Source organism: Kitasatospora saccharophila (genome assembly GCF_039529925.1).
Classification (GTDB): domain Bacteria; phylum Actinomycetota; class Actinomycetes; order Streptomycetales; family Streptomycetaceae; genus Kitasatospora; species Kitasatospora saccharophila.
Map to the genome: position 1 here is coordinate 16,563 of NZ_BAAANS010000022.1, position 24,826 is coordinate 41,388.

The following is a 24,826-nucleotide window of genomic DNA, read 5'->3' on the forward strand; positions in this document are numbered from 1 at the left end:
CGGAGCGGCCGGCGCCCCCCCCCCCCCCGCCCCCCCCCCCCCCCCCGCGGCGGCGGCCGCCGACGACCCGGCGGTGCCGCCGGTCGACTGGATCAGTGTCAAGGCGCACGGCGCGAAGGGCGACGCCGCCACCGACGACTGGCAGGCGATCACCGACTCCCTGGCGGCCTGCCCGCCCGGCGGGGTGGTGTACTTCCCGGCCGGCCAGTACGTCGTCACCCGGACCCTGTCGGTGCCCGCCCACGTCACGCTGGCGGGCACCACCGGCAGCCGCTGGTTCGGCTACCTGCCGGAGAACGCCCAGGGCAACCCGGTGCCGCCGGTGTTCATCAAGCCGCTCTGGGGGAACTTCACCGGCTCCGCGCTGGTCGAACTGACCGGCAACGGCGCCCGGCTGCGCGACCTGGTGCTGGCCTCCGGCCGCGCGACCGACACCGCCGGGGGGAACGTCGACGGCCTGGTCGCCAAGGGCCCGGTCAAGGCCGTCCGGCTGCAGAACGTCGGCGTCTTCAACTTCCAGGGCTACGGCGTGCACACCGACAGCACCGCCGACGGCTTCCCCGGCGGCTGGGAGGTCTCCCACCTGAGCGTGGAGGCCAACAGGCTCGGCGGCTGGCGCTCGGAGAACACCGGCGGGGCGCCGTTCTCCTTCGCCGACTCGATGCTCGACTCCTGCGAGGCCGCCGCCAACGGCGGCGACGCCTGGTCCTTCGACGGCCTCGGCGCCACCGGCTTCACCGGCGTCCGGGCCACCTGGAACGACGGCAACGGCTTCCACCTGACCGGCAAGTGCGGGACGGTCGGCTTCACCGAGTGCCAGACCGACCGCAACCGCCGCAACGGCTGGCTGGTCGAGAGCGCCCAGAACGACCCCACCCGCTCGCCCGCGCCGCACGTCGTCACCCTGACCGGCTGCCAGGCCAGCCGCGACGGCCGCAACGACAACGCCGTCCCCGGCGGCTACGCGGGCTTCCGGATCACCGCCCCGGCCGGCGGCGCCGCCCTCCCGGTCGCACTGACCGGCTGCGCCACCCACGTCTCCGGGGACGACGTGCCCGGCGGCCTGCTCGCCCCCGACTACGGCGTGTACGCCGACCGCGCGCTGCGGGTGCTGCTCACCGGCTGCGTGCTGACCGGCACGGTGGCCAGCGTGCGCGACGACGCGGGCGCGGTGGTGGACACCGGCACCACCATGCACAACCGCACCACCAAGGACGGCGTCTCCTACAACGTCCCCTCGCCGGCCGTCACCCCGGTCGGCAACGCCCCGCAGCCCGCCGACTCGGGCTACGGCACCTGGTCCTTCGACCCGGCCGTCGCGAGCGACCTGAGCACCCGGCTGACCTCGGGCAACGTCTACCTGGTGCGGGTGGAGACGCACCAGCCGGTGACCGTCTCGGCGGTCTCGGTGCTGCTGGCCGGCTCCGGCGCCGGGTTCACCACGGGCAACCTGGCCGGCGTGTACGACCGCACCGGCAGGCTGCTGGCCCGCACCGCGGGCGAGCAGGCGACGGCCTGGGCGGGGGCGGCGAACAAGCTGTGCCGGATGCCGCTGTCCGGGCCGGTCACCCTGGGCCCCGGCTTCCACTGGGTGGCGCTGCTGGCCAACGCGGCCACCCCGCCGTCCTTCGCCCGGGGTTCGACCTTCCCCGACCCGGGGGCCTTCCTGAACGCCGGGCTCACCCCGGCCACCTACCGGGTCGCCCACCTGAACGGCTCCGCCACCGCGCTGCCGGCCTCCTTCGACCCCGCGCAGAACCGGAACACCACGGTGCAGATGTTCTGGGTCGGCCTGAGCTGACCGCGGCCTCCCCGGGCCCCCGGGCCGCGCACGGGACCCGGCGCGGCATCTTCTCGGCGATCCGGGGGAGGCGTACCGTGGTGGCCCGATACCAGCCGGTAGTGAACATCGGATCGATCATGTGTGTGGCTATGTCCGGATTTGCCGGGGCGTACGACCACATTTTGATAACAACCCGGATGCCTCCGCAGGCCGTAACACAACCGTGTTCTACGCGCGTTACGGTGGCGCTCGACCACGCCAACCGGGTGTGTGAGAAGGAGAAACTCCCTTGCGCCGTTCACTCAAGCTCGCCGCGGCCGTGCTCTCGGGTTCCCTGGGCATCGCCTCGCTCGCCGCCTGCGGCGCAAAGAGCACCGACAACAACTCCACCTCGGCCGGCGCCGGCAGCTCGTCGTTCAAGGTCGGCATGGCCTACGACATCGGCGGCCGCGGCGACCAGTCCTTCAACGACTCCGCCGCGCGCGGCCTGGAGCAGGCCAAGACCGAGCTGGGCGCCACCATCAACGAGGCGGAGGCCAAGGCCGGCGAGTCCGAGGGCGACAAGGAGCAGCGCCTCAAGTCCCTGGTCAGCAGCGGCTACAACCCGATCATCGCGGTCGGCTTCGTCTACCAGGACGCGGTGGACAAGGTCGCCAAGGAGAATCCGAACGTCAAGTTCGCGATCATCGACTCCTCCGCCGCCGACCAGCCCGCGAACGTCACCTCGCTGACCTTCTCCGAGGAGCAGGGCTCCTACCTGGCGGGCGTGGCCGCCGCCAACAAGTCCAAGGACAAGCACATCGGCTTCATCGGCGGCGTGCAGTCCGAGCTGATCAAGAAGTTCGAGGCCGGCTACACCGCGGGCGCCAAGTCCGTCGACCCGAACGTCCAGGTCGAGGTCACCTACCTGACCACCCCGCCGGACTTCACCGGCTTCTCCGACCCGGGCAAGGGCAAGCAGGCCGCCCAGGGCCAGCTCGACAAGGGTGCGGACGTCATCTACTCGGCGGCCGGCTCCTCCGGCACCGGTGCGATCGAGGCCGTCGCGGGCGCCGGCAAGTGGGCCATCGGCGTCGACTCCGACCAGGCCAAGCAGCCCGCCCTGGACAAGTACAAGGACCACATCCTCACCTCGATGGTGAAGAACGTGGACACCGCCGTGTTCACCTACATCAAGTCGATCAAGGACGGCAACGCGCTGACCGGCGTCAAGAACTTCGACCTGAAGGAAGGCGGCGTGTCGCTGGCCACCACCGGTGGCTTCATCGACGACGTCAAGGCCAAGATCGACGCCGCCACCCAGCAGATCACCAGCGGCGCCACCAAGGTCCCGACCGCTCCGTAAGGACGACCAGGCCCGCCGCGCCGCCCGCCCGCCGGGCGGTGCGCGGCGGTTCGACCGGATCGCACCGCAGGGGCCCGGACGGACGCGCCCAGCGCGCGCCCCGTCCGGGCCCCCGTCGGTTCCGCACCGCGTCCGCGCGGCACGGCCCCTCCCGGGTTTCCCCCTGAGCCCTCAGCGCGACGAAGCGCCCGACGACCAGCAGGAGATCGCCATCACCCCCTCCGACTCCGTCCCCACGGACGGCACCCCCCGCGCGGGGACGGCGACGCCTGCCGTCGAACTGCGCGGCATCACCAAGCGCTTCCCCGGCGTGGTGGCCAACCACGACATCGACATCACCGTGCGGCGGGGCACCGTGCACGCCCTGATGGGCGAGAACGGCGCGGGCAAGTCCACCCTGATGAAGATCCTCTACGGGATGCAGAAGCCGGACGAGGGCACCATCGCCATCGACGGCGAGCAGGTGGAGTTCTCCACCCCCGCGGACGCCATCGCGCGCGGCATCGGCATGGTGCACCAGCACTTCATGCTGGCCGACAACTTCACCGTCTGGGAGAACATCGTCCTGGGCGGCGAGCACCTGCACGGCATCGGCGCCAGGGCCAAGGCCCGGATCCGCGAACTGTCCGACCAGTACGGCCTGGGCGTGAAGCCGGACGCGCTGGTCGAGGACCTCGGCGTGGCCGACCGGCAGCGGGTGGAGATCCTCAAGGTGCTGTACCGCGGCGCCCGGATCCTCATCCTGGACGAGCCGACCGCGGTCCTCGTCCCGCAGGAGGTCGACGCGCTGTTCGACAACCTGCGCGAGCTCAAGGCCGAGGGCGTCACCGTCATCTTCATCTCGCACAAGCTGCACGAGGTGCTCTCGGTGGCCGACGCGATCAGCGTGATCCGCCGCGGCACCACGGTCGGCGACGCCGACCCGCGCCGGGTCACCGCCCGGCAGCTCGCCGAGCTGATGGTCGGCGCCGAACTGCCCTCCCCGGAGAGCCGCGAGTCCACCGTCACCGACAGCGAGATGCTGAGCGTCGAGGGCCTGCGGATCGCCAAGCCGGACGCCGAGGGCGTCGAACGGGTCGTCCTGGACGACGTGTCGCTGCGGATCCGCAAGGGCGAGATCCTCGGCATCGCCGGCGTCGAGGGCAACGGCCAGGCCGAACTGGTCGAGGCGATCATGGGCATGCTGCCGCTGGACGCCGGCACCGTCACGCTGGACGGCGCCGACCTCACCCGCACCCTGACCCGGGCCCGCCGCGAGGCCGGCATCGGCTACATCCCCGAGGACCGGCACCGGCACGGCCTGCTGCTGGAAGCCCCGCTGTGGGAGAACCGGATCCTCGGCCACGTCACCGAGCGGCCCAACTCCAAGGGCGTGCTGCTCGACCCGGCCGGCGCCCGGGCCGACACCCAGCGGATCGTCGAGGAGTACGACGTCCGCACCCCCGGCATCGAGGTCACCGCGGCCTCGCTGTCCGGCGGCAACCAGCAGAAGCTGATCATCGGCCGGGAGATGAGCCACTCCCCGAAGCTGCTGATCGCCGCCCACCCCACCCGCGGCGTGGACGTCGGCGCGCAGGCCCAGATCTGGGAGCAGATCCGCTCCGCCCAGCGCGAGGGCCTGGCGGTGCTGCTGATCTCCGCCGACCTGGACGAGCTGATCGGCCTGTCCGACACCATCCGGGTGATCTACCGCGGCCGCCTGGTCGCCGACGCCGACCCGGCCACCGTCACCGCCGAGGACCTGGGCAGCGCCATGACCGGCGCCGCCACCGGCCACATCGAGTCCGACCCGGAGGCCGTCGCCGAGGCGCAGGCCGTCGCCGCCGAGGGCACCGAGGCCGCCGACGCCCCGGCCGACACCCCGTCCACCGACACCGCCGACGACGAGCAGGCGGGGGAGTAACCACATGACCAGTCCCAACCCCCCGGCCGCACCCGCGGCCAAGCGGTCACTGCGCGAGCGCGTCGACCTGGAGCGGATCGGGCTCGCCCTGGCCGCCCCCGTGCTGGCGGTGCTGCTGTCGCTGATCATCGCCGGCGGCCTGCTGGCGGTGTCCGGCCGCGACCCGTTCGACGCGTTCTCGATCATGTGGAACTACGGCACCGCGTCCGACGGACAGGTCGCCGTGCTGAACAAGGCCACCGTGTACTACCTGGCCGCGGCCGCCGCCGCGTTCGGGTTCCGGATGAACCTGTTCAACATCGGCATCGAGGGCCAGTACAAGCTGGCCATGATGTTCGCCGCGTTCGTCGGCAGCCAGGTCGACCTGCCGGCCTTCCTGCAGATCCCGCTGCTGCTGATCGTCGCGATGTGCGTCGGCGGCCTGTGGGCGTCGATCGCCGGCCTGCTGAAGGTCTACCGGGGCGTCAGCGAGGTCATCTCGACCATCATGCTGAACGCCATCGCGACCGCGGTGATCGGCGTGCTGCTGGTGCCCGGCATCTTCGCGCCGAAGACCAGCGGCACCACCAACTCGATCCAGACCGGCAAGATCTCCGAGTCCAGCCACTTCTTCTCGGTCGAGACCCAGGGCGGCACCCTGTGGGGCTTCATCGTGATCGCGGTGCTGGTCGGCGTGGTCTTCCAGTTCACCCTGAACCGCACCCGGTTCGGCTTCGACCTGCGCGCCACCGGCCGCTCGGAGAGCGCCGCCAGCGCCTCCGGCGTCAACGTCAAGCGCATGGTGATCACCTCGATCGTGGTCTCCGGCGCGCTGGCCGGCCTGGTCGGCCTGCCCGAACTCATGCAGAACACCCCGTACTTCGGGCAGAACGTGCAGACCGGCCTCGGCTTCATCGGCATCTCGGTGGCGCTGCTCGGCCGCAACACCCCGATCGGCATCGCGTTCTCCGCGCTGCTGTTCGCCTTCCTGGACGCCTCCGGCGCCCAGCTGCCCACCCGGGGCGACTACCCGTCCGAGATCATCCCGGTGATCCAGGGCACCATCGTCATCTGTGTCGTCGTGGCCTACGAACTGGTGCGCCGCTACGGCCTCAAGCGCCAGCAGCAGAAGGTCGGCGCCGAGCTCGCCGCGCAGGCTGCCGCGGCCGCCCAGAAGGAGGTCGCGGCATGAGCACCGCAGTCGCCGGCAAGCCCAAGACGCCGGTCGCGTCCGCGAAGCGGACCAAGCTCACCTGGCCGGTGGTGCTGCTGCTGATCGCGCTCGCCCTGGTGCTGTTCGCCGCGGTCGGCGCCGCCACCGGCAACCACGGCCTGACCTCCTCCGGGCAGATCAGCGCCGCGCTGGCCTCCGCCGTGCCGATCGCGATGGCCGGCCTCGGCGGCCTGTGGTCGGAGCGCGCGGGCGTGGTCAACATCGGCCTCGAAGGCATGATGGTGGCCGGCACCTTCTGCGGCGCCTGGGGCGGCTTCCTGGTCAACCCCTGGGTCGGCCTGCTGGCCGGCATGGCCGGCGGCGCGCTCGGCGGCCTGCTGCACGCGCTGGTCACCGTCACCTTCGGCGTCGACCACATCGTCTCCGGCGTCGGCATCAACCTGCTGATCCCCGGCATCTGCGCGTACGTCAACCGGATCTACTACAAGGACTACGTGAACGACGGCGCCGGCGCCAACCAGTCGCCGCCCGCCGACTCGCTGCCGACCTTCACCTTCCCCGGCCTGTCGAGCTGGCTGGGGACCGTCGAGAAGCACCACTGGTTCCTGGTCTCCGACGTGGCCGGCATCGTCCGCGGCCTGGTCACCGACCTGTCGGTGGTCACCCTGGTCGCCGCCGCGTTCCTGGTCGCCAGCTACTTCCTGCTCTGGCGGACCGTGTTCGGCCTGCGGCTGCGCTCCTGCGGCGAGAACCCGACCGCCGCCGAGTCGCTGGGCGTCAACGTCTACAAGTACAAGTACCTCGCGGTGATCTCCTCCGGCGCCTTCGCGGGCCTCGGCGGCGCGTACCTCTCGCTGGTCGCCGCGCACTTCTACCGGGACGGCCAGACCCAGGGCCGCGGCTTCATCGGCCTGGCCGCGATGATCTTCGGCAACTGGATGCCGGGCGGCCTGGCCGCCGGCGCGGGCCTGTTCGGCTTCACCGACAGCCTCCAGCTGCGCGACGCCGACTCGGTGCACGTGCTGCTGCTGGTGGTCGCCGTCGCGATGGCGCTGCTCGCGCTCTGGCAGTTCTACCGCCGCAAGCTCACCGCCGGGGTGATCAGCGCCGTCGTCGCGGGCGGCGTCGCCACCTGGTACGCCTGCACCGACGAGGTGCAGCGCCCGCTGATCGTCGCCACCCCCTACGTGATCACCCTGGTGGTGCTCGCGCTGGCCTCGCAGCGGCTGCGGATGCCCAAGGCCGACGGCCAGGTCTACCGCAAGGGGCAGGCCAAGTGACGGCGGCCGTTCCGGCTCCGGAGGTCGACTGGGAGGCGCTGCGGGAGGCCGCCCGGGCCGCGATGCGGCACGCCTACGCCCCCTACAGCAAGTACCCGGTCGGGGCCGCGGCCCTGGTCGAGGACGGCCGCACGGTGGTCGGCTGCAACGTGGAGAACGCCTCGTACGGGCTCGGCCTGTGCGCCGAGTGCGGGCTGGTCTCCGCGCTGCACGCCTCCGGCGGCGGCCGGCTGGTCGCCTTCACCTGCGTGGACGGCGGCGGCGAGCTGCTGATGCCGTGCGGGCGCTGCCGCCAGCTGCTGTACGAGCACGGCGGGCCCGGGCTGCTGGTCGAACTGCCCTCCGGGGTGCGGCCGATGAGCGAGGTGCTGCCGGACGCGTTCGGGCCGGACAAGTTGTAGCCGCTCAGGCGGTTACGCGCGTAGAGTGTCGCGGGAGGACATCCCGCGACACTCTTCGCATTTCCCCTCTTCTGGATCTTCTGGAGCACCTGCATGGACGCCATCTCCGTCATCCGGGCCAAGCGCGACCGGGGCGAACTGACCGACCCCCAGATCGACTGGGTCATCGACGCCTACACCCGCGGCGAGGTCGCCGACGAGCAGATGTCCGCCCTCGCGATGGCCGTCCTGCTCAACGGCATGACCGCCCGGGAGATCAGCCGCTGGACCGACGCGATGATCCGCTCCGGCGAACGGATGGACTTCTCCGCGCTCGGCGTCCCCACCGCCGACAAGCACTCCACCGGCGGCGTCGGCGACAAGATCACCCTCCCGCTCGCCCCGCTGGTCGCCGCCTGCGGCGCCGCCGTCCCGCAGCTCTCCGGCCGCGGCCTCGGCCACACCGGCGGCACCCTCGACAAGCTGGAGTCGATCCCCGGCTGGCGGGCCCTGCTCTCCAACGAGGAGATGCTCGACGTGCTGCGCGGCTGCGGCGCCGTCATCTGCGCCGCCGGCGACGGGCTCGCCCCCGCCGACAAGAAGCTCTACGCGCTCCGGGACGTCACCGGCACCGTCGAGGCGATCCCGCTGATCGCCTCCTCGATCATGTCCAAGAAGATCGCCGAAGGCACCGGCGCCCTCGTCCTGGACGTCAAGGTCGGCTCCGGCGCCTTCATGAAGAACCTCGACGACGCCCGCGAACTCGCCCGCACCATGGTCGGGTTGGGCCGCTCCGCCGGGGTCGCCACGGTCGCCCTGCTCACCGACATGTCCACCCCGCTCGGGCTGACCGCGGGCAACGCCCTCGAAGTCCGCGAGTCCGTCGAGGTGCTGGCCGGCGGCGGCCCCGCCGACGTCGTCGAACTCACCCTCGCCCTCGCCCGCGAGATGCTCGCCGCCGCCGGCGTCCACGGCAAGGACCCGGCCGACGCCCTGCGCGACGGCTCCGCGATGGACCACTGGCGCCGCATGATCACCGCCCAGGGCGGCGACCCCGACGCCCCGCTCCCCGTCGCCCGCGAACAGCACGTCGTCCCCGCCCCCGCCACCGGCGTCCTCACCGCCCTCGACGCCTACGCCGTCGGCGTCGCCGCCTGGCGCCTCGGCGCCGGCCGCGCCCGCAAGGAGGACCCCGTCCAGGCCGGCGCCGGCGTCGAACTCCACGCCAAGCCCGGCGACCACGTCACCGCCGGCCAGCCCCTGCTCACCCTGCACACCGACACCCCCGAGCGCTTCGGCTACGCCCTGGAGGCCCTGGACGGCGCCGTCACCGTCGCCCCGGCGGGTACCGCGTTCACCCCGGCGCCGATCGTGCTGGACCGGATCGGCTGACCCCGCCGCCGTCCTGCGCGCGTCAGGTGTACGTGCGCAGGACGCCGGTGTCGAGCTTCCAGGGGCCGACGGTGATCACGTCGCCGAAGGCGAAGTCGGTGCGGCGGGTGTAGCCCGGCTCGTCGTGGACGATCCCAGTGCCCAGGCGGGGGTCGACCAGGAGGTAGAGCGGGATGCCCATGGCGGCGTAGTCGGCGACCTTGGCGTGATAGTCGGTCTCGGAGTTGGACTTTGAAACGATCTCGACGACGAGCAGAATCTCGTGGGGCAGGAACGCCGGAGCCTCGTCGTCCAGCGCCGCCTCCGGGAAGACCATGAGGTCGGGGTTGCGGAGGCGCCCGTGGGCGGGGTCGACCAAGTCGGCGCCACCGTGGGCGATGTAGCCGGGGTGGGTCTGCGGAAGCTGCCCGTTGAGTTGCTGAGCGATGCGGATCACCGCGAGTTCGTGCCGCTTCACCGGCGACATCATCATCACGACGGTGTCGTCCGCGATCTCGATCTTCCCTATCCCCGGAGTCTGCGGCAACTGGTCGGCGATCTCTCGGAGCTTGGCGAACACGGCAGGGTCGATGCTCATGCCTGAAGTGTAGTGACGCCCTCCGTGCGGCGGGCCGTGACGGCGCGGCGGGTGGCGTAGAGGGTGACGCCGGCCGCGCAGGCCATGGCGACCAGGGCGACGGCGGCGGTGCCCGACCAGCCGGTGGAGTGGTAGGCGTCGGCGCCCAGGGTGCCGCCGAGGCTGTTGCCCAGGTAGTAGGCGATCAGGTAGAGGGCGGACGCCTGGGCGCGGCCGGTGGTGGCGGTGCGGCCGACGGCGGAGGAGGCGGTGGCGTGGCCGGCGAAGAAGCCGGCGGTGATCAGGACCAGGCCGAGGACCGCGCAGAACAGGGAGCCCGCGAGGGAGAGCAGCAGGCCCGCGGTGGTGGTGGCGATCGCCAGGTAGAGGGTGCCGCGGCGGCCGCAGCGGGCCGTCAGCCGGCCCGCCGAGGCGGAGGACGCGGTGCCGACCAGGTAGACCACGAAGATCGACGCGGCCACCGACTGCGGCAGGTGGAAGGGCGCGGCGGTCAGCCGGTAGCCGACCGTGTTGTAGACCGCGCCGAACACGGCCATGAACAGCATCCCCAGCGCGTACAGCCGCAGCAGCAGGGGGTTGCGCAGGTGCCCCGCGACGGTCGCGGCCAGCGCCCTCGCGTCGACCGGCGCGCGGCGGAAGTGCCGGGCGCGCGGGACGAGGGTGCGGAAGGCCAGCGCCGCGAGCAGCGCCAGGCCCGCCGAGACCGCCAGGCCCCAGCGCCAGCCCCACGCGGCGCCGGCCCAGCCCGAGACCAGTCGGCCGCCCATCCCGCCGATCGAGTTGCCGGCGACGTACAGCCCCATCGCGGAGGCCAGCGCCGACGGGTGCACCTCCTCGGCCAGGTAGGCCATCGCGGTCGCGGGCAGCCCCGCCAGCGCCGCGCCCTGCACGGCGCGCAGCACCACCAGGGTGGTGAGGTCCGGGGCGAACGGCAGGGCGACGGCGATCAGCGCGGCGGCCAGCGTGGAGGCCGTCATCACCGCGGTGCGCCCGTAGCGGTCGGACAGCGCGCTGGCCGGGAGCAGGGCGAGGGCGAGGCCCAGGGTGGCGGCGGAGGCCGTCCAGCTGGCCTGGCCGGGCGTCAGGTCGAGGTCGGCGGAGAGCAGCGGCAGCAGGCCCTGGGTGGAGTACAGCAGGACGAAGGTGGCCACGCCGGCCGCGAACAGGGCCAGGTTGGCGCGGCGGAAGTCCCGGCTGCCGGGGCGCAGGCGCAGGTCGGAGGGAGTGCTGACGGGGGCGGGCGCGGACGCCTCGGTACTGGCGGGCTGCATGACGATGACGCTAGGACCGGGCGGCCTGATGCGTCCAATGCATCAATGGGGGATCATCGATGCCGTGACGCATGAGAGCAGCTCCGCGCCGGTCCGCCTGGTCGAACTCGGCCCGGACACCGATGTGACGGTCCTCGCACCGCAGTTGGCCGAGTTCGCGGCCGTCGCCCGGCTGGAGCACGTCACCCAGGCCGCCCAGCTGCTCGGCAGGCCGCAACCCACCCTGTCGCGCGCCGTCGCCCGGCTCGAAGCCGAACTCGGCGTCGACCTGCTCGCCCGCCAGGGTCGCGCCGTCCGGCTCACCCGGGCCGGCCGGATCCTGCTGGACGCCGTCGAACGGGCCCTCGCCGAGGTCGAACGCGGCGTGGAGGCGGCCCGGGCCGAGGCCGACCCGGCGGGCGGCCGGGTCGCCTTCGGGTTCCTGCACACCATGGGGAGCGACGCGGTGCCCGCCCTGCTGCGCGGCTTCCGCACCGGCCACCCCCGGGTGCGCTTCCAGCTCGTCCAGGACTACGGCGCCGCCATGCTGGAGCGCCTGCGGGCCGGGGAGCTCGACCTCTGCCTGGTCTCCCCGCTCCCCGACGCCCCCGACCTGGTCGCCCGCCCGCTGGACGAGCAGCGCCTCTTCCTGGCCGTCCCCGCCGAGCACCGCCTCGCGGCGCGCCGCCGGATCCGGCTCGCCGAGGTCGCCGACGACACCTGGGTGGCCGTCGAGGAGGGGTACGGGCTGCGCCACATCATGGAGGGCTTCTGCGCGGAGGCCGGGTTCACCCCGCGGATCGCCTTCGAGGGCGAGGAGGTCGAGACGCTGCGCGGCCTGGTCGCCGCGGGCCTCGGCGTCGCCCTCCTGCCGCCCGCGCTCGTCCCCCGCCCCGGCGTCGTCGAACTGGAGGTCACCGCGCCGCGCACCCGCCGGGCGATCGGCCTGGCCTGGCACGCGAACCGCCCGCTCACGCCGCCGGCGGCGGCCTTCCGGGACTTCGTGCTCTCGCGGCGGGGGAGCATCCTCGCGCACGACTGAGGACGCCGCGCGGCGGGCGCGGGCCGGTCGGCCGGTTGCTGCCACCGCGTCAAATCTCGGCAAAGGATCTTCCGTTGACACCTGCCGGGAGTGACTGACGGTCAGTGAGGCCGTCCGAATGGTTCCTTGACGATCCATTTCACCGGCGGGGCGGTGGCCGTGGGTGATCGGCCGGAATTCGGTCGCGCCGGAAGGCCGTTGCGGAGCGCTCCGGGCCTCAATACGGTGCCGCCCGCCAGGGGAGTTCCCTGGTGGGGGGTGCGGGCGGGCAGCCGGTCTCCCCCTGCAAGTGATCTCAGGGGGTCTCTTCGTGCAAGCAGGGTCAAGACGGCGGAAAAGGGCCGATTCGCACCGCCGGAGATTGGCGACGGTATTCGTCGCGGTGGTGACCGCGGTATCCCTGACGGCCCCGGCGGCGAGTGCCGGAACCGTGATCGGTGGGTACGCGTACACCGGAAAGCTCTGGAAGGCGGATCCGCTCCCCGCCCTGCCGCAGGTCTCCAGCGGCAACGCGTCCGGCCTGGCGCGGGTGGCGGCCGCCGCCACCGCCAAGGGCTCCCGGGAGTTGCGGACGCACCAGGCGGCCGCACCGAGTTGGCCGGCCGGGTCCGAGGGCGTGCTGGACGTCGGCCGGGCCGCGAACGTCGGCCCGGTGCGGGTGACGGCCGCCCCGGAGGGGGCGTCGGCCCGGACGGCCAAGGCGCCGGCCTCGGTGAAGGTGGAGACCGCCGACCGGGCCGGGGCCCAGGCCGCGAACGTGGACGGGCTGCTGGTCGGCCTGGAGTCCGCGGACGGGTCCGCCTCCGGAGGCGCGGTCTCGGTCGCCGTCGACTACGGCTCCATCGCCCAGGCGTACGGCGGTGGTTGGGCCTCCCGGCTGCACCTGGTGCAGATGCCGGCCTGCGCGCTGACCACGCCGCAGTACGCGTCCTGCCGGACCCAGCAGCCGCTGGAGACGGTCAACGACCCGGTCACCCACCAGCTCACCGCGACCGTCCAGCTCCCTGCCCGGGACACCTCTTCCGGGGCGCTGAAGCTGGACGCCGTCACCGGCTCCGGCACGGCGGTCGCCGCGGTCTCCGACACCGGCGGCTCGCAGGGCAGCTACACCGCCACCTCGCTCTCCGCGTCCGGTAGTTGGACGCAGTCGGCCTCGGGCGCCTTCACCTACAGCTACCCGATCGCCCTGCCGGCCTCGCTGGGCGGTTCGGCCCCCTCGGTGGCGCTGTCGTACAACTCGCAGTCGGTGGACGGGAAGACCTCGGCCCGCAACTCGCAGGCGTCCTGGATCGGCGACGGCTGGGACTACTCGCCGGGCTTCGTCGAGCGCTCCTACCGGCCCTGCGACTCCGACGGGATCACCGACTCCGGCGACGAGTGCTGGGACGGCGACAACGCGACGCTGTCGCTCGGTTCGCGCTCCGGCGAGCTGATCCGCGACAGCAGCGGCGCCTACCACCTGCAGAACGACGACGGCACCAGGATCGAGAAGCTCTCGGGCGCGTCGAACGGCATGTGGAACGGCGAGTACTTCAAGGTCACCACCACCGACGGCACCCAGTACTACTTCGGGGTCAACCACACCCCGGGGACCACGTCCGACGCGCCGACCAACAGCGCCTGGGCGGTGCCGGTCTACCACCCGAAGGCGGGCGACCCCTGCTACAGCGCCGCCTCCGGCAAGGACTCGCAGTGCTCCGCGCAGCCGGCCTGGCGCTGGAACCTCGACTTCGTCGTCGACCCGGCCGGGAACGTCCAGCGCTACGACTGGGCGGCCGAGGCCAACTCCTACAACCGGGGCCTCGGCCAGGTCGCGGCGGCGGGCAACGGCGGCACGATGACCGCCTACACCCGCGGCGGCTACCTGACCCAGCTCTCCTACGGCTACCAGCTCGCCGACGCCCGGGCCGGCCACGACCCGGCCGCGAAGGTGGTCTTCACGCCCGCGCAGCGCTGCACCACCTCCGACGCCGTCTGCCAGTACGCCAACCTGTCGGCGAGCACCGCCACCAACTGGCCCGACGTCCCGTACAACCTGAACTGCACGCAGGGGATGGCGACTTCCGGCGCCGGCGCGAACGTGTGCCGGATCGGCGCGCCGACCTTCTGGTCCACCGTCCGGCTGAAGTCGGTCACCACCAAGGTGAAGACCGCCGGCGGCTGGCAGGACGTCGACTCCTACGAGCTGACGCACCTGTTCTCGGACGCCGGCGGTGTGATGGACCCGGTCACCGGCAAGACCGTCGACCCGGCCGACGCCGGCCAGCTGCAGGCCGTCATGTGGCTCTCCCAGATCCGGCACACCGGCCTGGACACCTCGGCGGGCGGCAGCGGCACCGTGGCGCTGGACCCGGTGGTCTTCACCGGCGTGGAGATGGACAACCGGGTCGACGGCGGCCCCGCCGCCCCGCCGCTCTACCGCCCCCGGATCTCCCAGATCCAGACCGAGACCGGTGAGCAGATCGCGGTCAAGTACCGCGACCCCGAGTGCTCCCGGACCGCGGGCACCATGCCGGCCTCGGCCGACCGCAACACCATGGCCTGCTTCCCGGTCTACTGGGCGGCCGCCGGCGTCAAGGACCCGTCCCTGGACTGGTTCCACAAGACCCTGGTCGAGCAGGTCTCCGACAACGACCGCACCAAGGCCGGGTCCCCGTCCCGGATCACCACGTACGCCTACGGCGGCGGCGCGGCCTGGCACCGCGACGACTCCGACCGCACCGACGACCAGTACCGCACCTGGAACGACTTCCGCGGCTACCGCACCGTCACCGTCACCACCGGCGCCGCACCCGACCCGGTCACCCAGAGCACCACGTCCTACTTCCAGGGCATGGACGGCGACTACAAGGCCGACGGCAGCAGGCGGAGCGTCAGCCTGAGCAACTCGCTCGGCGAGTCCAGCACCGACGGCAGCCTGCTGGCCGGCACCCCGCAGGAGAGCGACACCTACGACCGGGCCGGCGGCAAGGTCGTCGCCAAGTCGCTGTCCAGCGTTCCCGAGTTCACCTCCACGGTCTCCCGCCCGCGCACCGCCTGGACCTCCAAGTCCCCGGCGCCGCCGCTCTCCACCCTGCCGGACCTGACCGGCTACCGGGTGAAGTCCAGCGGCGGACGGACGCTGACCCTGCTGTCCGACGGCAGTTGGCGGACCGTCCAGACCTCCACCACGTACGACGGCCTCGGCCGGCCGGAGCGGACCGACGACAAGGGCGACCTCGCCGACCCCTCCCAGGAGTCGTGCACCACCACCAGCTACGCCACCCCGCCGTCCGGCAACCCGATGATGCTCGGCTACGTCAGCGAGGTCCTGGGCGTCGCCGGACCGTGCACCACCGCGGCCGGGCCGACCACCACGATCAGCGACCAGCGGCTCTTCTACGACGGCGACGGCAGCGTCACCTCCCCCGGCACCTTCGGGCAGCTCGGCACCAACGGCTACCTGACGGCCACCCAGTCCCTGGCCTCCTACGACAGCGCGGGCAAGCCGGTCTACCGGACCGTCAGCGGCTCCTCGTACGACGGCTACGGCCGGCTGACCCGGACGGTCGACGCCACCGGCGCCGCCACCACGCTGGCGTTCTCGCCGACGACCGGCACCCTCCCCACCCAGCTGACCCGCACCAACTCCGTCGGCTGGACCTCCTCCAGCACCCTCGCCCCCGCCCGCGGCCTGGTCACCCACGCCGTGGACGCCAACGGCCGGGTCTCCGACTCCACCTACGACGCGCTCGGCCGGGTCACCCAGGCCTGGACACCCGGACGCGACAAGGCCACCAGCACACCGGACCGCACCTTCGGCTACGAGGTGCACGGCACCGGCGACCAGCCCGACCCGACCGCCGTCACCACCAGGACGCTGCGCGAGAACGGCAGCTACGCCGTCTCGGTCGACATCTACGACGGGTTCCTGTCGCAGCGGCAGAAGCAGACGACCCCCGCCGACAACAGCAGCGGCCGACTGGTCAGCTCCCAGACGTACGACAGCCACGGCTGGCCCCGCACCGTGGTCTCGACCTGGGCGGAGCCGCTCAACGCGCCGTCCTCCACGATGCTCGTCGAGGACGAGAACACCCTGCCGAGCGAGGCCGTCACCACCTACGACGGCCTGGGCCGGAACACGGCCATCACGGCCTACGGCAAGGCGCACCAGCTCTGGCAGTCCACCACCGCCTACCCGGGCGCGGACCGCACCGACACCACCCCGCCGCCCGGCGGCGTCCCCGGCACCGTCATCACCGACGCGCTCGGCCGCACCACCTCCACCGTCGCGCACGGCGGCCCCGGCATCGGCGACGTGACGACCAGCTACGGCTACGGCCTGGCCGGGCGGCTCGCCACGGTCAAGGACACCCTCGGCAACACCTGGTCCTACACGTACGACCTCCAGGGCCGGGCGATCTCCCAGAGCGACCCGGACAGCGGCACCTCCACCACCTCCTACGACCAGTACGGGCGGATCGCCTCGACCACCGACGGTCGGGGACAGACCCTGTCGTACGCCTACGACCAGCTCGACCGCAGGATCGGCGAGTACGCCGGGACGTCCACCACCGACGCCACCAAGCAGCTGGCCGGCTGGACGTACGACACCCTGGCCAAGGGCTTCCCGGCCTCCAGCACCCGCTACGTCGGCGGTTCCGGCACGGGCGGCAGCGCCTACGTCGAGGAGGTCACCGGCTACAACACGGCCTACCAGCGGACCGGCACCAAGGTCACCGTCCCGGCGGCGGAGGGCAAGCTGGCCGGCAGCTACACCCTGGGCGCCGACTACACCCCGAACGTCGGCCTGGTCGCGCACACCACCTTCGGCGCGGACGGCGGACTCCCGTCCGAGTCGGTCGGCTACGGCTACAACCTGCAGGGCGGGCTGGTCAGTTCGGGCTCCGGACGGTTCACCCACTACCTGGACGTCGCCAACTACAGCCCGCTGGGCCAGGTCCTGCAGTCCACCTACGGCGACGCGGGCAAGCAGTTCCGCACCGCGCAGACCTACGACGACACCACCGGACGCCTGGCCACCAGCCGGGTCAGCGTCGAGACCGCCACCAACGCGCTCTCCGACACCACCTACGGCTACGACCAGGCGGGCAAGCTCACCACCGTCTCCGACCGCCAGTCCACCGGCGCCACCACCCCCGTCGCCGACACCCAGTGCTTCGGCTACGACGGCCTGAACCGGCTGACCACCGCCTGGACCGACACCGCCGGCACCACCGTGCCGACGGCGGGCCAGCTCGCCACCTGCAACTCCACCGCGCCGAGCGCGGCCACCGTCGGCGGTCCGGCCCCCTACTGGCAGAGCTGGCAGTACGACCTGCTCGGCGACCGCACCCAGCAGGTCCAGCACGACCTGACGGGCAACACCGCCAAGGACACCACCCAGACCAGCAGCTACCCCGGCAACGGCACCACCAAGGCCGACCAGCCCAACCGGCTGACCACCGTCACCACCACCGGCCCGACCGGCACCACCGTCCTCACCCCGCAGTACGACGCCGCGGGCAACACCACCACGCGCACCACCACCGGCGCGACCACCGCCGCCCAGAAGCTCTGCTACGACGAGGAGGGCCGCACCAGGGCGGTCGACCCCACCGACTGCGCCACCACCGCCCCGCGGACCAGCTACCTCTACGACGCCGGCGGCAGCCTGCTGATCCAGCGCGGCCCGACCGGCACCACGCTCTACCTGTTCGGCGGGGCCGAACAGCTCACCCTGGACAAGGCCACCCAGACCGTCAGCGGCCTGCGCCACTACCGCAACCCCGACGGCACCACCATCGTCCGCTCCAGCAGCGGCGCCCTCACCTACCAGGCCGCCAACCAGCAGGGCACCGCCCAGCTCCAGGTCGACGCCACCACCCTGGCACCCACCCGCCGCGCCTACGACCCCTACGGCAACCCGCGCGGCACCCAGCCCACCGGCTGGGCCGACAACCGGGGCTACCTCGGCCAACCCGCCGACCCCGGCACCGGCCTCGACCTGCTCGGCGCCCGCAACTACGACCCCGCCCTCGGCCGTTTCCTCACCGTCGACCCGATCCTCCAGGCCGGCGACCCCAACCAGATGGGCGGCTACACCTACGCGGGCGACGACCCGGTCAGCAGCAGCGACCCGTCCGGTCTGAGCATCGGCAGCTGGATCCACGACGCGTGGAGCACCACGAAGAACATGCTCTCCGACCCGGAGGCGTGGAAGGCCGTGGGCGAGACGATGCTCGGCGGCATCGCCGCGGAGGGCGGCGGCATGCTGATGGCCGGCGGAGTGGCGGTCTGCGGCGGCAGCGCGGGCACCCTGTGCTGGGCCAGCGCCGGCATGGAGGCGGTCGGGGTCTCGCTGGCCGGCGCCGGCGTCGCCGCGGGCGCCAAGGGCGGTGAGGACCTCTACAAGGCGTACCGCAACGCCCAGGAGAAGACCGCCAGCGAGAAGGGCCCCGCCACCCACGACACGGTCGGGTCCAAGCCGGAGTCCGAGGGGGCCAGCGCCACCCGGCAGGCCGAGGACAAGGCCCTCGGCGAGAAGCAGGGTTCGCGGGTCCGGGACGAACTGAACTCCCGGGAGGGCGAACCGGCCGAGACCACCGGCGGGAAGGACACGCCGGACGAACCCGTCACCACCAAGACCGACGCCTCGGACCCGGGCAACGGGACCGGCGAGGGCCCGAGCGGCCCGAAGCCCCGCGGCAAGTCGTCGCCGACCAGGGAAGCCGTCGGGATCAAGTACGACGACGTTCCCGACAACTGGACCATCAACGAGCGGCTGGAAACTGCCCAGGCGAAGAAGCGCGAGCAGATGCAGGCGGACCAGAACCAGCGGATCGGCAAGAAGAACGGCCGGGTCTGGAGCGCCGGCGTGCACATCGAGACCGGGGAGATCGCCGTGGCGTCCTCCGGTTCGATGAAGGGCTGTGAGGCGTTCTGCGCGGAGGGCAACGTGGTGCAGAAGCTCGGCGGCGACTGGACCAAGGTCCGGTTCACCCAGTCCGACCGGGTCCTCACCAGGAACCCCTTCGCCGTCGAGGAGAACGTCGGGATCTGCGACAAGTGCATCACCGAGTACTACCCCCAGCAGTTCCCGGAGGGGACCAACTGGGGATCCGAGTACGGGAGGATCGTCGGACCGGGAGGCGTCATCATCAACCTGCTGGCGAACGGATAGCACCAATGGCGACAGGTGGAAACCCCATGATTGACCAGAGCCCCGCACCCCGGCTCCTCGCGCAGGGTCTCAGCCGCGCCGGGGACCTCCTGGCGGAGGCGGACGGCTCCGGCCGGCTCGCCGTCCGCCGGGCGGCCTCCGGCCGGACCGAGGCGGACCTGCGCCTGGCCGGAGCCGGTGCCGCGGTCATCGAGTTCTCCCCCGACGGCGGCCTGCTGGCGGTCGGCGACCTCCAGGGCGGCATCCACCTCGGGGGCCCCGGTGCCGGGGAACCGAGGACCCTGCCGGGGCACCGCCGCCAGGTCGAGTCCCTGGCCTGGTCCGCCGACGGCGGTCTGCTGTTCTCCGGCGGCGGGGACCGCACGGTGCGCGTGTGGGACGCCCGCACCGGGCAGCCGCTCCGGACGGTGGACGTCGGCAACCCCGCCGACACCCACGACGAGTCCGTGCGCGCGCTCGCGGCCGGCCCGGACGGGCGCGTGTTCGCGGCCGGCACCAGCCCGGGGGCGGTGCGGCTCTGGGACGCCGACAGCGGCGCGCCGCTGCGGACGCTGCAGGACTCCGGCCCGTGGGCCAAGTCGCTGGCCTTCGACCCCACCGGGTCGTTCCTGGTGGCCGGGAGCCGCAACGGCGCCCGGCTCTGGCAGCTCGACCGGGACGGGTCCGTCCCGTTGGCCGGGCCCCGCGAGGTGGTCTTCTCCGTGGCGGTCAGCCCCGACGGGAGGACGGTGGCCGGAGGCGGCATGGACCGGAAGGTCTGGCTGTGGGACGCGCGCACCGGCGCGCTGCTGCACACGCTGACCGACCTCAACGGCTGGGTCGCGAAGGTCGCCTTCACCCCCGACGGCGGCAGCCTCGTCGGCTTCGACGGCGACGGCGTCGCGGCCCGTTGGGACAGCTCCTCCGGGGAACTGCTCGCCGTGTCGCGCCGGGCCCCGCAGGAACCGGTCCGGCCGGAGCGGGCCTGGGAGCGGATCGCCGCCTCCCGGGACTGGGCCCGGATCCACTGCTCCTGCGCCCGGGGGGCCCGGCACGTCCCCGCCGACTTCGCCCGGCTGGTCGCCGCGCGGACGCCGGAACAGGCGAAGGGCGGCGGCCTGCTGAACGACGTCGTGCGCGGCGGCCTGCTGTCCGAGGCCGCGGTGCCGCTGGCGGAGCTGTCGATGGCGGCGCTCGCGGAGGAGGAGCTCTCGCCGGAGACGCTCGACACGCTGCTCCTGCTGATCGGGGAACTCGTCGACGGCGAGTCCGACTCCACCGAGAGCGCCGCGGGCCGACCCGACCTGGGGGAGGAGTGCTGCGAGGTCGTGGCGGGCGGTATCCCGCTCCTCTACGACCTGCTCGCCACCCGCCGGGAGGCGTCCGTCCTGGAGTACGCGCAGGACATCCTGGTGTCCCTCGGCGAGGACGAGGAGGAGGTCGCGGCGGCCGTGGGGGCCGACCGCCGCAGCTGACCGTGACGCGAGGAGGAGCGGCCCGCCGGGGATCCCGGCGGGCCGCTCCGCGTGTGCGGGCGCGGCGGAACGGCGTGGTGGTAGGCAATCTACGCGCGTAGGGTCTATGCTCCGGCAATGGAGAAGCAGATCACCGCGTTCGCGGGCGGCACGGCCCCGCGCGTCCCCACGCCCGATCAGATCGCCCGCGCCCCGAAGGTGCTGCTGCACGACCACCTGGACGGTGGGCTGCGGCCGGAGACGATCGTCGAACTGGCCGCGCAGTGCGGCTACCGGGGCTTGCCGACCACCGACCCGAAGGAACTCGGGGAGTGGTTCCGGGCGGCGGCCGACTCGGGCTCGCTGGAGCGGTACCTGGAGACCTTCGCGCACACCTGCGCGGTGATGCAGACCCGGGACGCGCTGCTGCGGGTCGCGGCGGACTGCGCCGAGGACCTGGCCGCCGACGGGGTGGTGTACGCCGAGGTGCGGTACGCGCCGGAGCAGCACCTGGAGGGCGGGCTGAGCCTGGACGAGGTGGTGGAGGCGGTCAACGAGGGCTTCCGGCTCGGCGAGGCGAACGCGCGGGCGCGCGGGCACCGGATCCGGGTCGGCACGCTGCTGACCGCGATGCGGCACGCGGCCCGCTCGCAGGAGATCGCCGAGCTGGCCAACCGCCACCGGGACCGGGGCGTGGTCGGGTTCGACATCGCCGGGGCCGAGGCGGGCCACCCGCCGACCCGGCACCAGGCCGCGTTCGACTACCTCAAGGGCGAGAACAACCACTTCACCATCCACGCGGGCGAGGCGTTCGGCCTGCCGTCGATCTGGGAGGCGCTGCAGTGCTGCGGCGCGGACCGGCTCGGCCACGGGGTGCGGATCGTGGACGACATCACGGTCGGTGCGGACGGCCGGGTCGAGCTGGGGCGGCTGGCCGCGTACGTGCGGGACAAGCGGATCCCGCTGGAGATGTGCCCGACCTCCAACCTGCAGACCGGCGCGGCGGCCTCGTACGCCGAGCACCCGCTCGGGCTGCTGGCCCGGCTGAAGTTCCGGGTCACCGTCAACACCGACAACCGGCTGATGAGCGGCACCTCGATGAGCCGCGAGTTCGCGCACCTGGTGGACGCCTTCGGGTACACCCTGGCGGACCTGGAGTGGTTCACCGTCAACGCGATGAAGTCGGCGTTCCTGCCGTTCGACGAGCGGCTGGCGATGATCGGCGACGTGATCAAGCCCGGCTACGCCGAGCTGAAGGCGGAGTGGCTGTTCGGGCCGCGGGACTGACGGGGACGGCCGCGCCGGCGTCCATGGAGATGGTCCGACTTATCACTCTCCGGAGTGGCCGGGCTTTGGCGGGCGCAGGATCCTCTCACTACGGTGGGCCGGTCACTGCTGACTCGGTGTGACGGCGACGTCCCCGATCCCTCGGGCGTCCGCCGGTGCACCGGCCCGACCAGGACTGAGGACGCACACATGAAGCAGGCCACTCTCAAGGCCGCCGGCACCGCCGCGCTCGGCGTCGCCTTCGCCGCCGTCGCCGCGGGCTCCGCCTCCGCCGCGCCGGTCGCCCCCGGCGGCCTCGGACTGCCGACCAGCGCGCTCACCAACCCCGGCGTGACCGGTGCGGCCACCGGCGCGGTGAGCAAGCTCCCCGGCGGCGACCAGCTCGGCACGGTGACCGGCACCCTCAACCCGAACGCCGGCGCCCCGGCGGCCGCCCCCGTCGAGGAGCAGGCCCCGCCGGTCGCCGAGCAGACCGGCCCCGGCGGCGTGGACCAGGAGCAGGCCCCGGCGGCCGCCAACCGGGTCGGCGGGCTGGACTCCGTCCCCGGCGGCCAGGGCCTGGCCAAGACCCCGGTCGGCGGCGTGGTCGGCACCCTGACCAGCCTGTCCCCGACCGGCGGCGGCGCCCCCGGCCTGCCCAGCCTGCCGGGCCTGGGCGGCTGACGCACCGGAGTGCACGAAGGGGCCGTTCCCGCGGGGGAACGGCCCCTTCGCCGCGTTCAGGGCGCCGGGCCCGACCGCCCGGGCAGGGCGATCCGGGGTGGTGCGGGGCGGGCTCACGCCTCCTGGGGGAGCAGCAGCCACAGCGCCAGGTAGAGCAGGCACTGCGGGCCGGGCAGCAGGCAGGACACCAGGAAGAGGATCCGGACCGTCCGCGGGGCGAGCCCGAAGCGCTCGGCGATCCCGGCGCAGACGCCGGCGATGACGCGGTTGTGACGGGGACGGGCGAGGCTGCTCATCGTCTCCTCCGGGGGAGTGGGCCCGGTGCGGTCCCTCCGACCGGGTGATGCCTCCATCCTGCCGCCGTGACCTGCGGCGTCGCGTCCACCGTGATGCCGATCCGGACCCCGGAGCGGTCCCCGGGCAGGAGGAGGCCGGAGTCAGGGTCGGCTCCGGGGCGACCCCCGGTTTGCCCTCCGGGGTCGGCCTCGCCGTCGCCGCCGGTATTGCCGGCAGGCAACACCGAGCAAAGCAGAAGTAAAGGAAGTGGAGCTGACGGGAGGGGTGGTCCCGCGCGCTGGGAGACTCGCGCATCTGATGGTCACAGGAACAGGGAAAATCTGATGCGTACCAACCGGCTGCTGGCCGTCACCGTGCTGTCCGTCCTCGGTGTCACCGGCCTGACGGCCTGCGGTTCCGACGGCGACAAGAAGGGCGGTGCCGCCCCCGCCACGTCCTCGGCCGCCTCCACCTCCGCCTCCGCCTCGACCTCGCCCTCCGCCTCCGCCTCCGCGGCCGGGAAGGGCGGCGGCCTGGAGGCCCTGTCGGCCGAGGAGATCCTCAAGAAGACCCGGGCGGCGGGCGAGAAGCTCACCAGCGCCAAGGTGACCTTCAAGATGGCGGACGCCGAGGGCAACGTCAGCGGGTCCGTCGCCGCCGACTCCTCCGGCAACTGCTCCGGCACCTTCACCATCGAAGGCACGGGGAAGGCGGAGATCCTGGGCACCGGCGGCAAGAGGTGGATCAAGCCGGACGCCGGCTTCCTCAAGACGATCGTTCCCGAGGGCAACACCGCCGCGGCCGGGGCGATGGCCGGCAAGTGGCTGACCGGGGACGGTGCCGGCGTCAACGGCAGCGACGGCTTCGGCTGGTTCTGCGAGGTGGGCATCGACGCGCAGCGGAAGGCGGGCCTGCTGGAGAACGGCGCGCCGGACAGCAGCGTCGCCAAGAACGGCACCGGGCAGCTCGACGGCGTCAAGACGGTCCTCTTCACGGCGAAGGACGAGGGCAGCGGCGCTCCGCTGCAGGTCGCCGTCGCCGACGAGGGCGAGCCCTACGTGATCTCGATGAAGGGCGACGCGACGGGCGAGATCCGGTTCGGCGACTTCGGCAAGCCGGTGACGGTGACCGCTCCGGCGGCCGCCCAGGTCTTCGACATGGACACCGCGCTCTCCGCGGGCTGATCCGCTCAGCCGCGCGGTGCGGCCGGGGAGCCGAGCACCGACAGGGCCGGGGCCGGGACGGGGCGCGGACGCGTCTCGCTCCGGCCCTCGGTGTGTCCGGGGGCGGGGGCGGAGGCGGCGGGGGCCGGGGCCCCGGCCCGGGCGGCGGCCCGGCGGCGGTCCAGGGCGCGCAGCGGCGGGACCAGCAGCAGGTGGGCCAGGGCCGTGCCCAGGGTGCCGAGCAGGATGTCGTCCACGTCCAGGACGTGGCCGGGCGCCCAGCCCTCCATGATCTCCAGCGCGGTGCCGAGCAGCGCGGCCGCGGCGGTGGTGCGCAGGAAGGACGCCAGCCGGGACCGGGCCGGCGAGCCGACCGCGAGCGGCAGCAGCACCCCGATCGGGGCCAGCGGCAGCATGCCGGAGCCGAGTTGGTGGAGGGCGGCGAGCGGGCCCAGGGAGAGCGCCTGGTGCACCGAGGCGAACGGGGTGAGGTTGGGCGGGCTGGTCCAGGCGGCGGGCACCGGGCGCAGGCTCAGCCAGCCGAGCAGCAGCAGGTGGAGGGCCAGCAGCAACCGGGCCGCGGTCCGGCCCCGGTACGGCACCGCCCGCCCGTCCGTCGGGTCGGGGGCCGGGCGGTCGGCGGTCGCGTGGTCGCTGGGTGCGGTGGTGGGCACGCTCCAAAAGACGCAGGTTCCGTCCGGGCCGGTTCCCCGGCGTCCCCCGTTCGGCGGTCCGGA

17 protein-coding genes are annotated in these 24,826 nt (G+C 73.1%); 13 read left to right on the forward strand and 4 right to left on the reverse strand.

Annotated features, from left to right (window positions below):
* Positions 1-73: 73 nt before the first annotated feature.
* The 7 genes from ABD345_RS17430 to ABD345_RS17460 all read left to right on the forward strand — a co-directional run bounded on the left by ABD345_RS17430 (position 74) and on the right by ABD345_RS17460 (position 9,236).
* Entirely contained in the window at positions 74-1,801 is a 1,728-nt protein-coding gene (locus tag ABD345_RS17430; protein ID WP_344553109.1) for a glycosyl hydrolase family 28-related protein, read from the forward strand.
* A 271-nt stretch (positions 1,802-2,072) separates the two neighbouring features.
* Complete coding sequence (locus ABD345_RS17435; protein ID WP_344553110.1) at positions 2,073-3,128, forward strand: BMP family lipoprotein; 1,056 nt, start codon at positions 2,073-2,075, stop codon at positions 3,126-3,128.
* 310 nt (positions 3,129-3,438) lie between these two features.
* Entirely contained in the window at positions 3,439-5,031 is a 1,593-nt protein-coding gene (locus ABD345_RS17440; RefSeq protein ID WP_344553111.1) for an ABC transporter ATP-binding protein, read from the forward strand.
* 4 nt (positions 5,032-5,035) lie between these two features.
* Positions 5,036-6,202, forward strand: coding sequence for an ABC transporter permease (locus ABD345_RS17445; RefSeq protein WP_344553112.1), 1,167 nt, complete (start codon positions 5,036-5,038; stop codon positions 6,200-6,202).
* Complete coding sequence (locus ABD345_RS17450; RefSeq protein WP_344553113.1) at positions 6,199-7,464, forward strand: ABC transporter permease; 1,266 nt, start codon at positions 6,199-6,201, stop codon at positions 7,462-7,464. Before ABD345_RS17445 ends, ABD345_RS17450 begins: the two co-directional genes overlap by 4 nt.
* Positions 7,461-7,865: a cytidine deaminase gene (locus tag ABD345_RS17455; protein WP_344553114.1), complete on the forward strand. Its 405-nt coding sequence runs from the start codon at positions 7,461-7,463 to the stop codon at positions 7,863-7,865. The genes ABD345_RS17450 and ABD345_RS17455 overlap by 4 nt, the downstream gene beginning before the upstream one ends.
* A 93-nt stretch (positions 7,866-7,958) precedes the next feature.
* Positions 7,959-9,236 carry a thymidine phosphorylase gene (locus ABD345_RS17460; protein WP_344553115.1) on the forward strand — a complete coding sequence of 426 codons (1,278 nt, stop codon included), beginning with the start codon at positions 7,959-7,961 and terminating at the stop codon, positions 9,234-9,236.
* A 22-nt stretch (positions 9,237-9,258) separates the two neighbouring features.
* Here ABD345_RS17460 and ABD345_RS17465 read toward each other — a convergent pair whose 3' ends face one another.
* Together ABD345_RS17465 and ABD345_RS17470 are read right to left on the reverse strand one after the other, a co-directional pair.
* A complete protein-coding gene (locus ABD345_RS17465; RefSeq protein WP_344553117.1) occupies positions 9,259-9,813 on the reverse strand; it encodes a Uma2 family endonuclease in 555 nt (184 codons plus the stop codon).
* Positions 9,810-11,084 (reverse strand): MFS transporter, encoded by a 1,275-nt coding sequence (locus tag ABD345_RS17470; RefSeq protein WP_344553119.1) that lies wholly within the window; start codon positions 11,082-11,084, stop codon positions 9,810-9,812. Before ABD345_RS17470 ends, ABD345_RS17465 begins: the two co-directional genes overlap by 4 nt.
* 64 nt (positions 11,085-11,148) lie before the next feature.
* On the opposite strand from ABD345_RS17470, the gene ABD345_RS17475 reads away from it, so the two are divergent.
* From ABD345_RS17475 to ABD345_RS17495, 5 genes are all read left to right on the forward strand, one after another.
* The gene (locus ABD345_RS17475) at positions 11,149-12,105 is read left to right on the forward strand and encodes a LysR family transcriptional regulator (protein ID WP_344553121.1); all 957 of its coding nucleotides are present in this window, start codon (positions 11,149-11,151) and stop codon (positions 12,103-12,105) included.
* A gap of 385 nt (positions 12,106-12,490) precedes the next feature.
* Positions 12,491-19,267 carry an RHS repeat-associated core domain-containing protein gene (locus ABD345_RS17480; protein WP_344553123.1) on the forward strand — a complete coding sequence of 2,259 codons (6,777 nt, stop codon included), beginning with the start codon at positions 12,491-12,493 and terminating at the stop codon, positions 19,265-19,267.
* 26 nt (positions 19,268-19,293) lie between these two features.
* Positions 19,294-20,721 (forward strand): WD40 repeat domain-containing protein, encoded by a 1,428-nt coding sequence (locus ABD345_RS17485; RefSeq protein WP_344553124.1) that lies wholly within the window; start codon positions 19,294-19,296, stop codon positions 20,719-20,721.
* 117 nt (positions 20,722-20,838) lie between these two features.
* Complete coding sequence (locus ABD345_RS17490) at positions 20,839-21,987, forward strand: adenosine deaminase (protein WP_344553125.1); 1,149 nt, start codon at positions 20,839-20,841, stop codon at positions 21,985-21,987.
* 189 nt (positions 21,988-22,176) lie between these two features.
* Complete coding sequence (locus ABD345_RS17495) at positions 22,177-22,650, forward strand: hypothetical protein (RefSeq protein WP_344553127.1); 474 nt, start codon at positions 22,177-22,179, stop codon at positions 22,648-22,650.
* A 113-nt stretch (positions 22,651-22,763) separates the two neighbouring features.
* Here ABD345_RS17495 and ABD345_RS17500 read toward each other — a convergent pair whose 3' ends face one another.
* Positions 22,764-22,946, reverse strand: coding sequence for a PspC domain-containing protein (locus ABD345_RS17500; protein WP_344553129.1), 183 nt, complete (start codon positions 22,944-22,946; stop codon positions 22,764-22,766).
* A gap of 324 nt (positions 22,947-23,270) precedes the next feature.
* On the opposite strand from ABD345_RS17500, the gene ABD345_RS17505 reads away from it, so the two are divergent.
* The gene (locus tag ABD345_RS17505; protein WP_344553131.1) at positions 23,271-24,110 is read left to right on the forward strand and encodes a hypothetical protein; all 840 of its coding nucleotides are present in this window, start codon (positions 23,271-23,273) and stop codon (positions 24,108-24,110) included.
* Between the two features lie 5 nt (positions 24,111-24,115).
* Here the strand turns inward: ABD345_RS17505 and ABD345_RS17510 are convergent, their stop codons facing one another.
* Entirely contained in the window at positions 24,116-24,763 is a 648-nt protein-coding gene (locus tag ABD345_RS17510; protein ID WP_344553132.1) for a VanZ family protein, read from the reverse strand.
* Between the last annotated feature and the right edge of the window lie 63 nt (positions 24,764-24,826).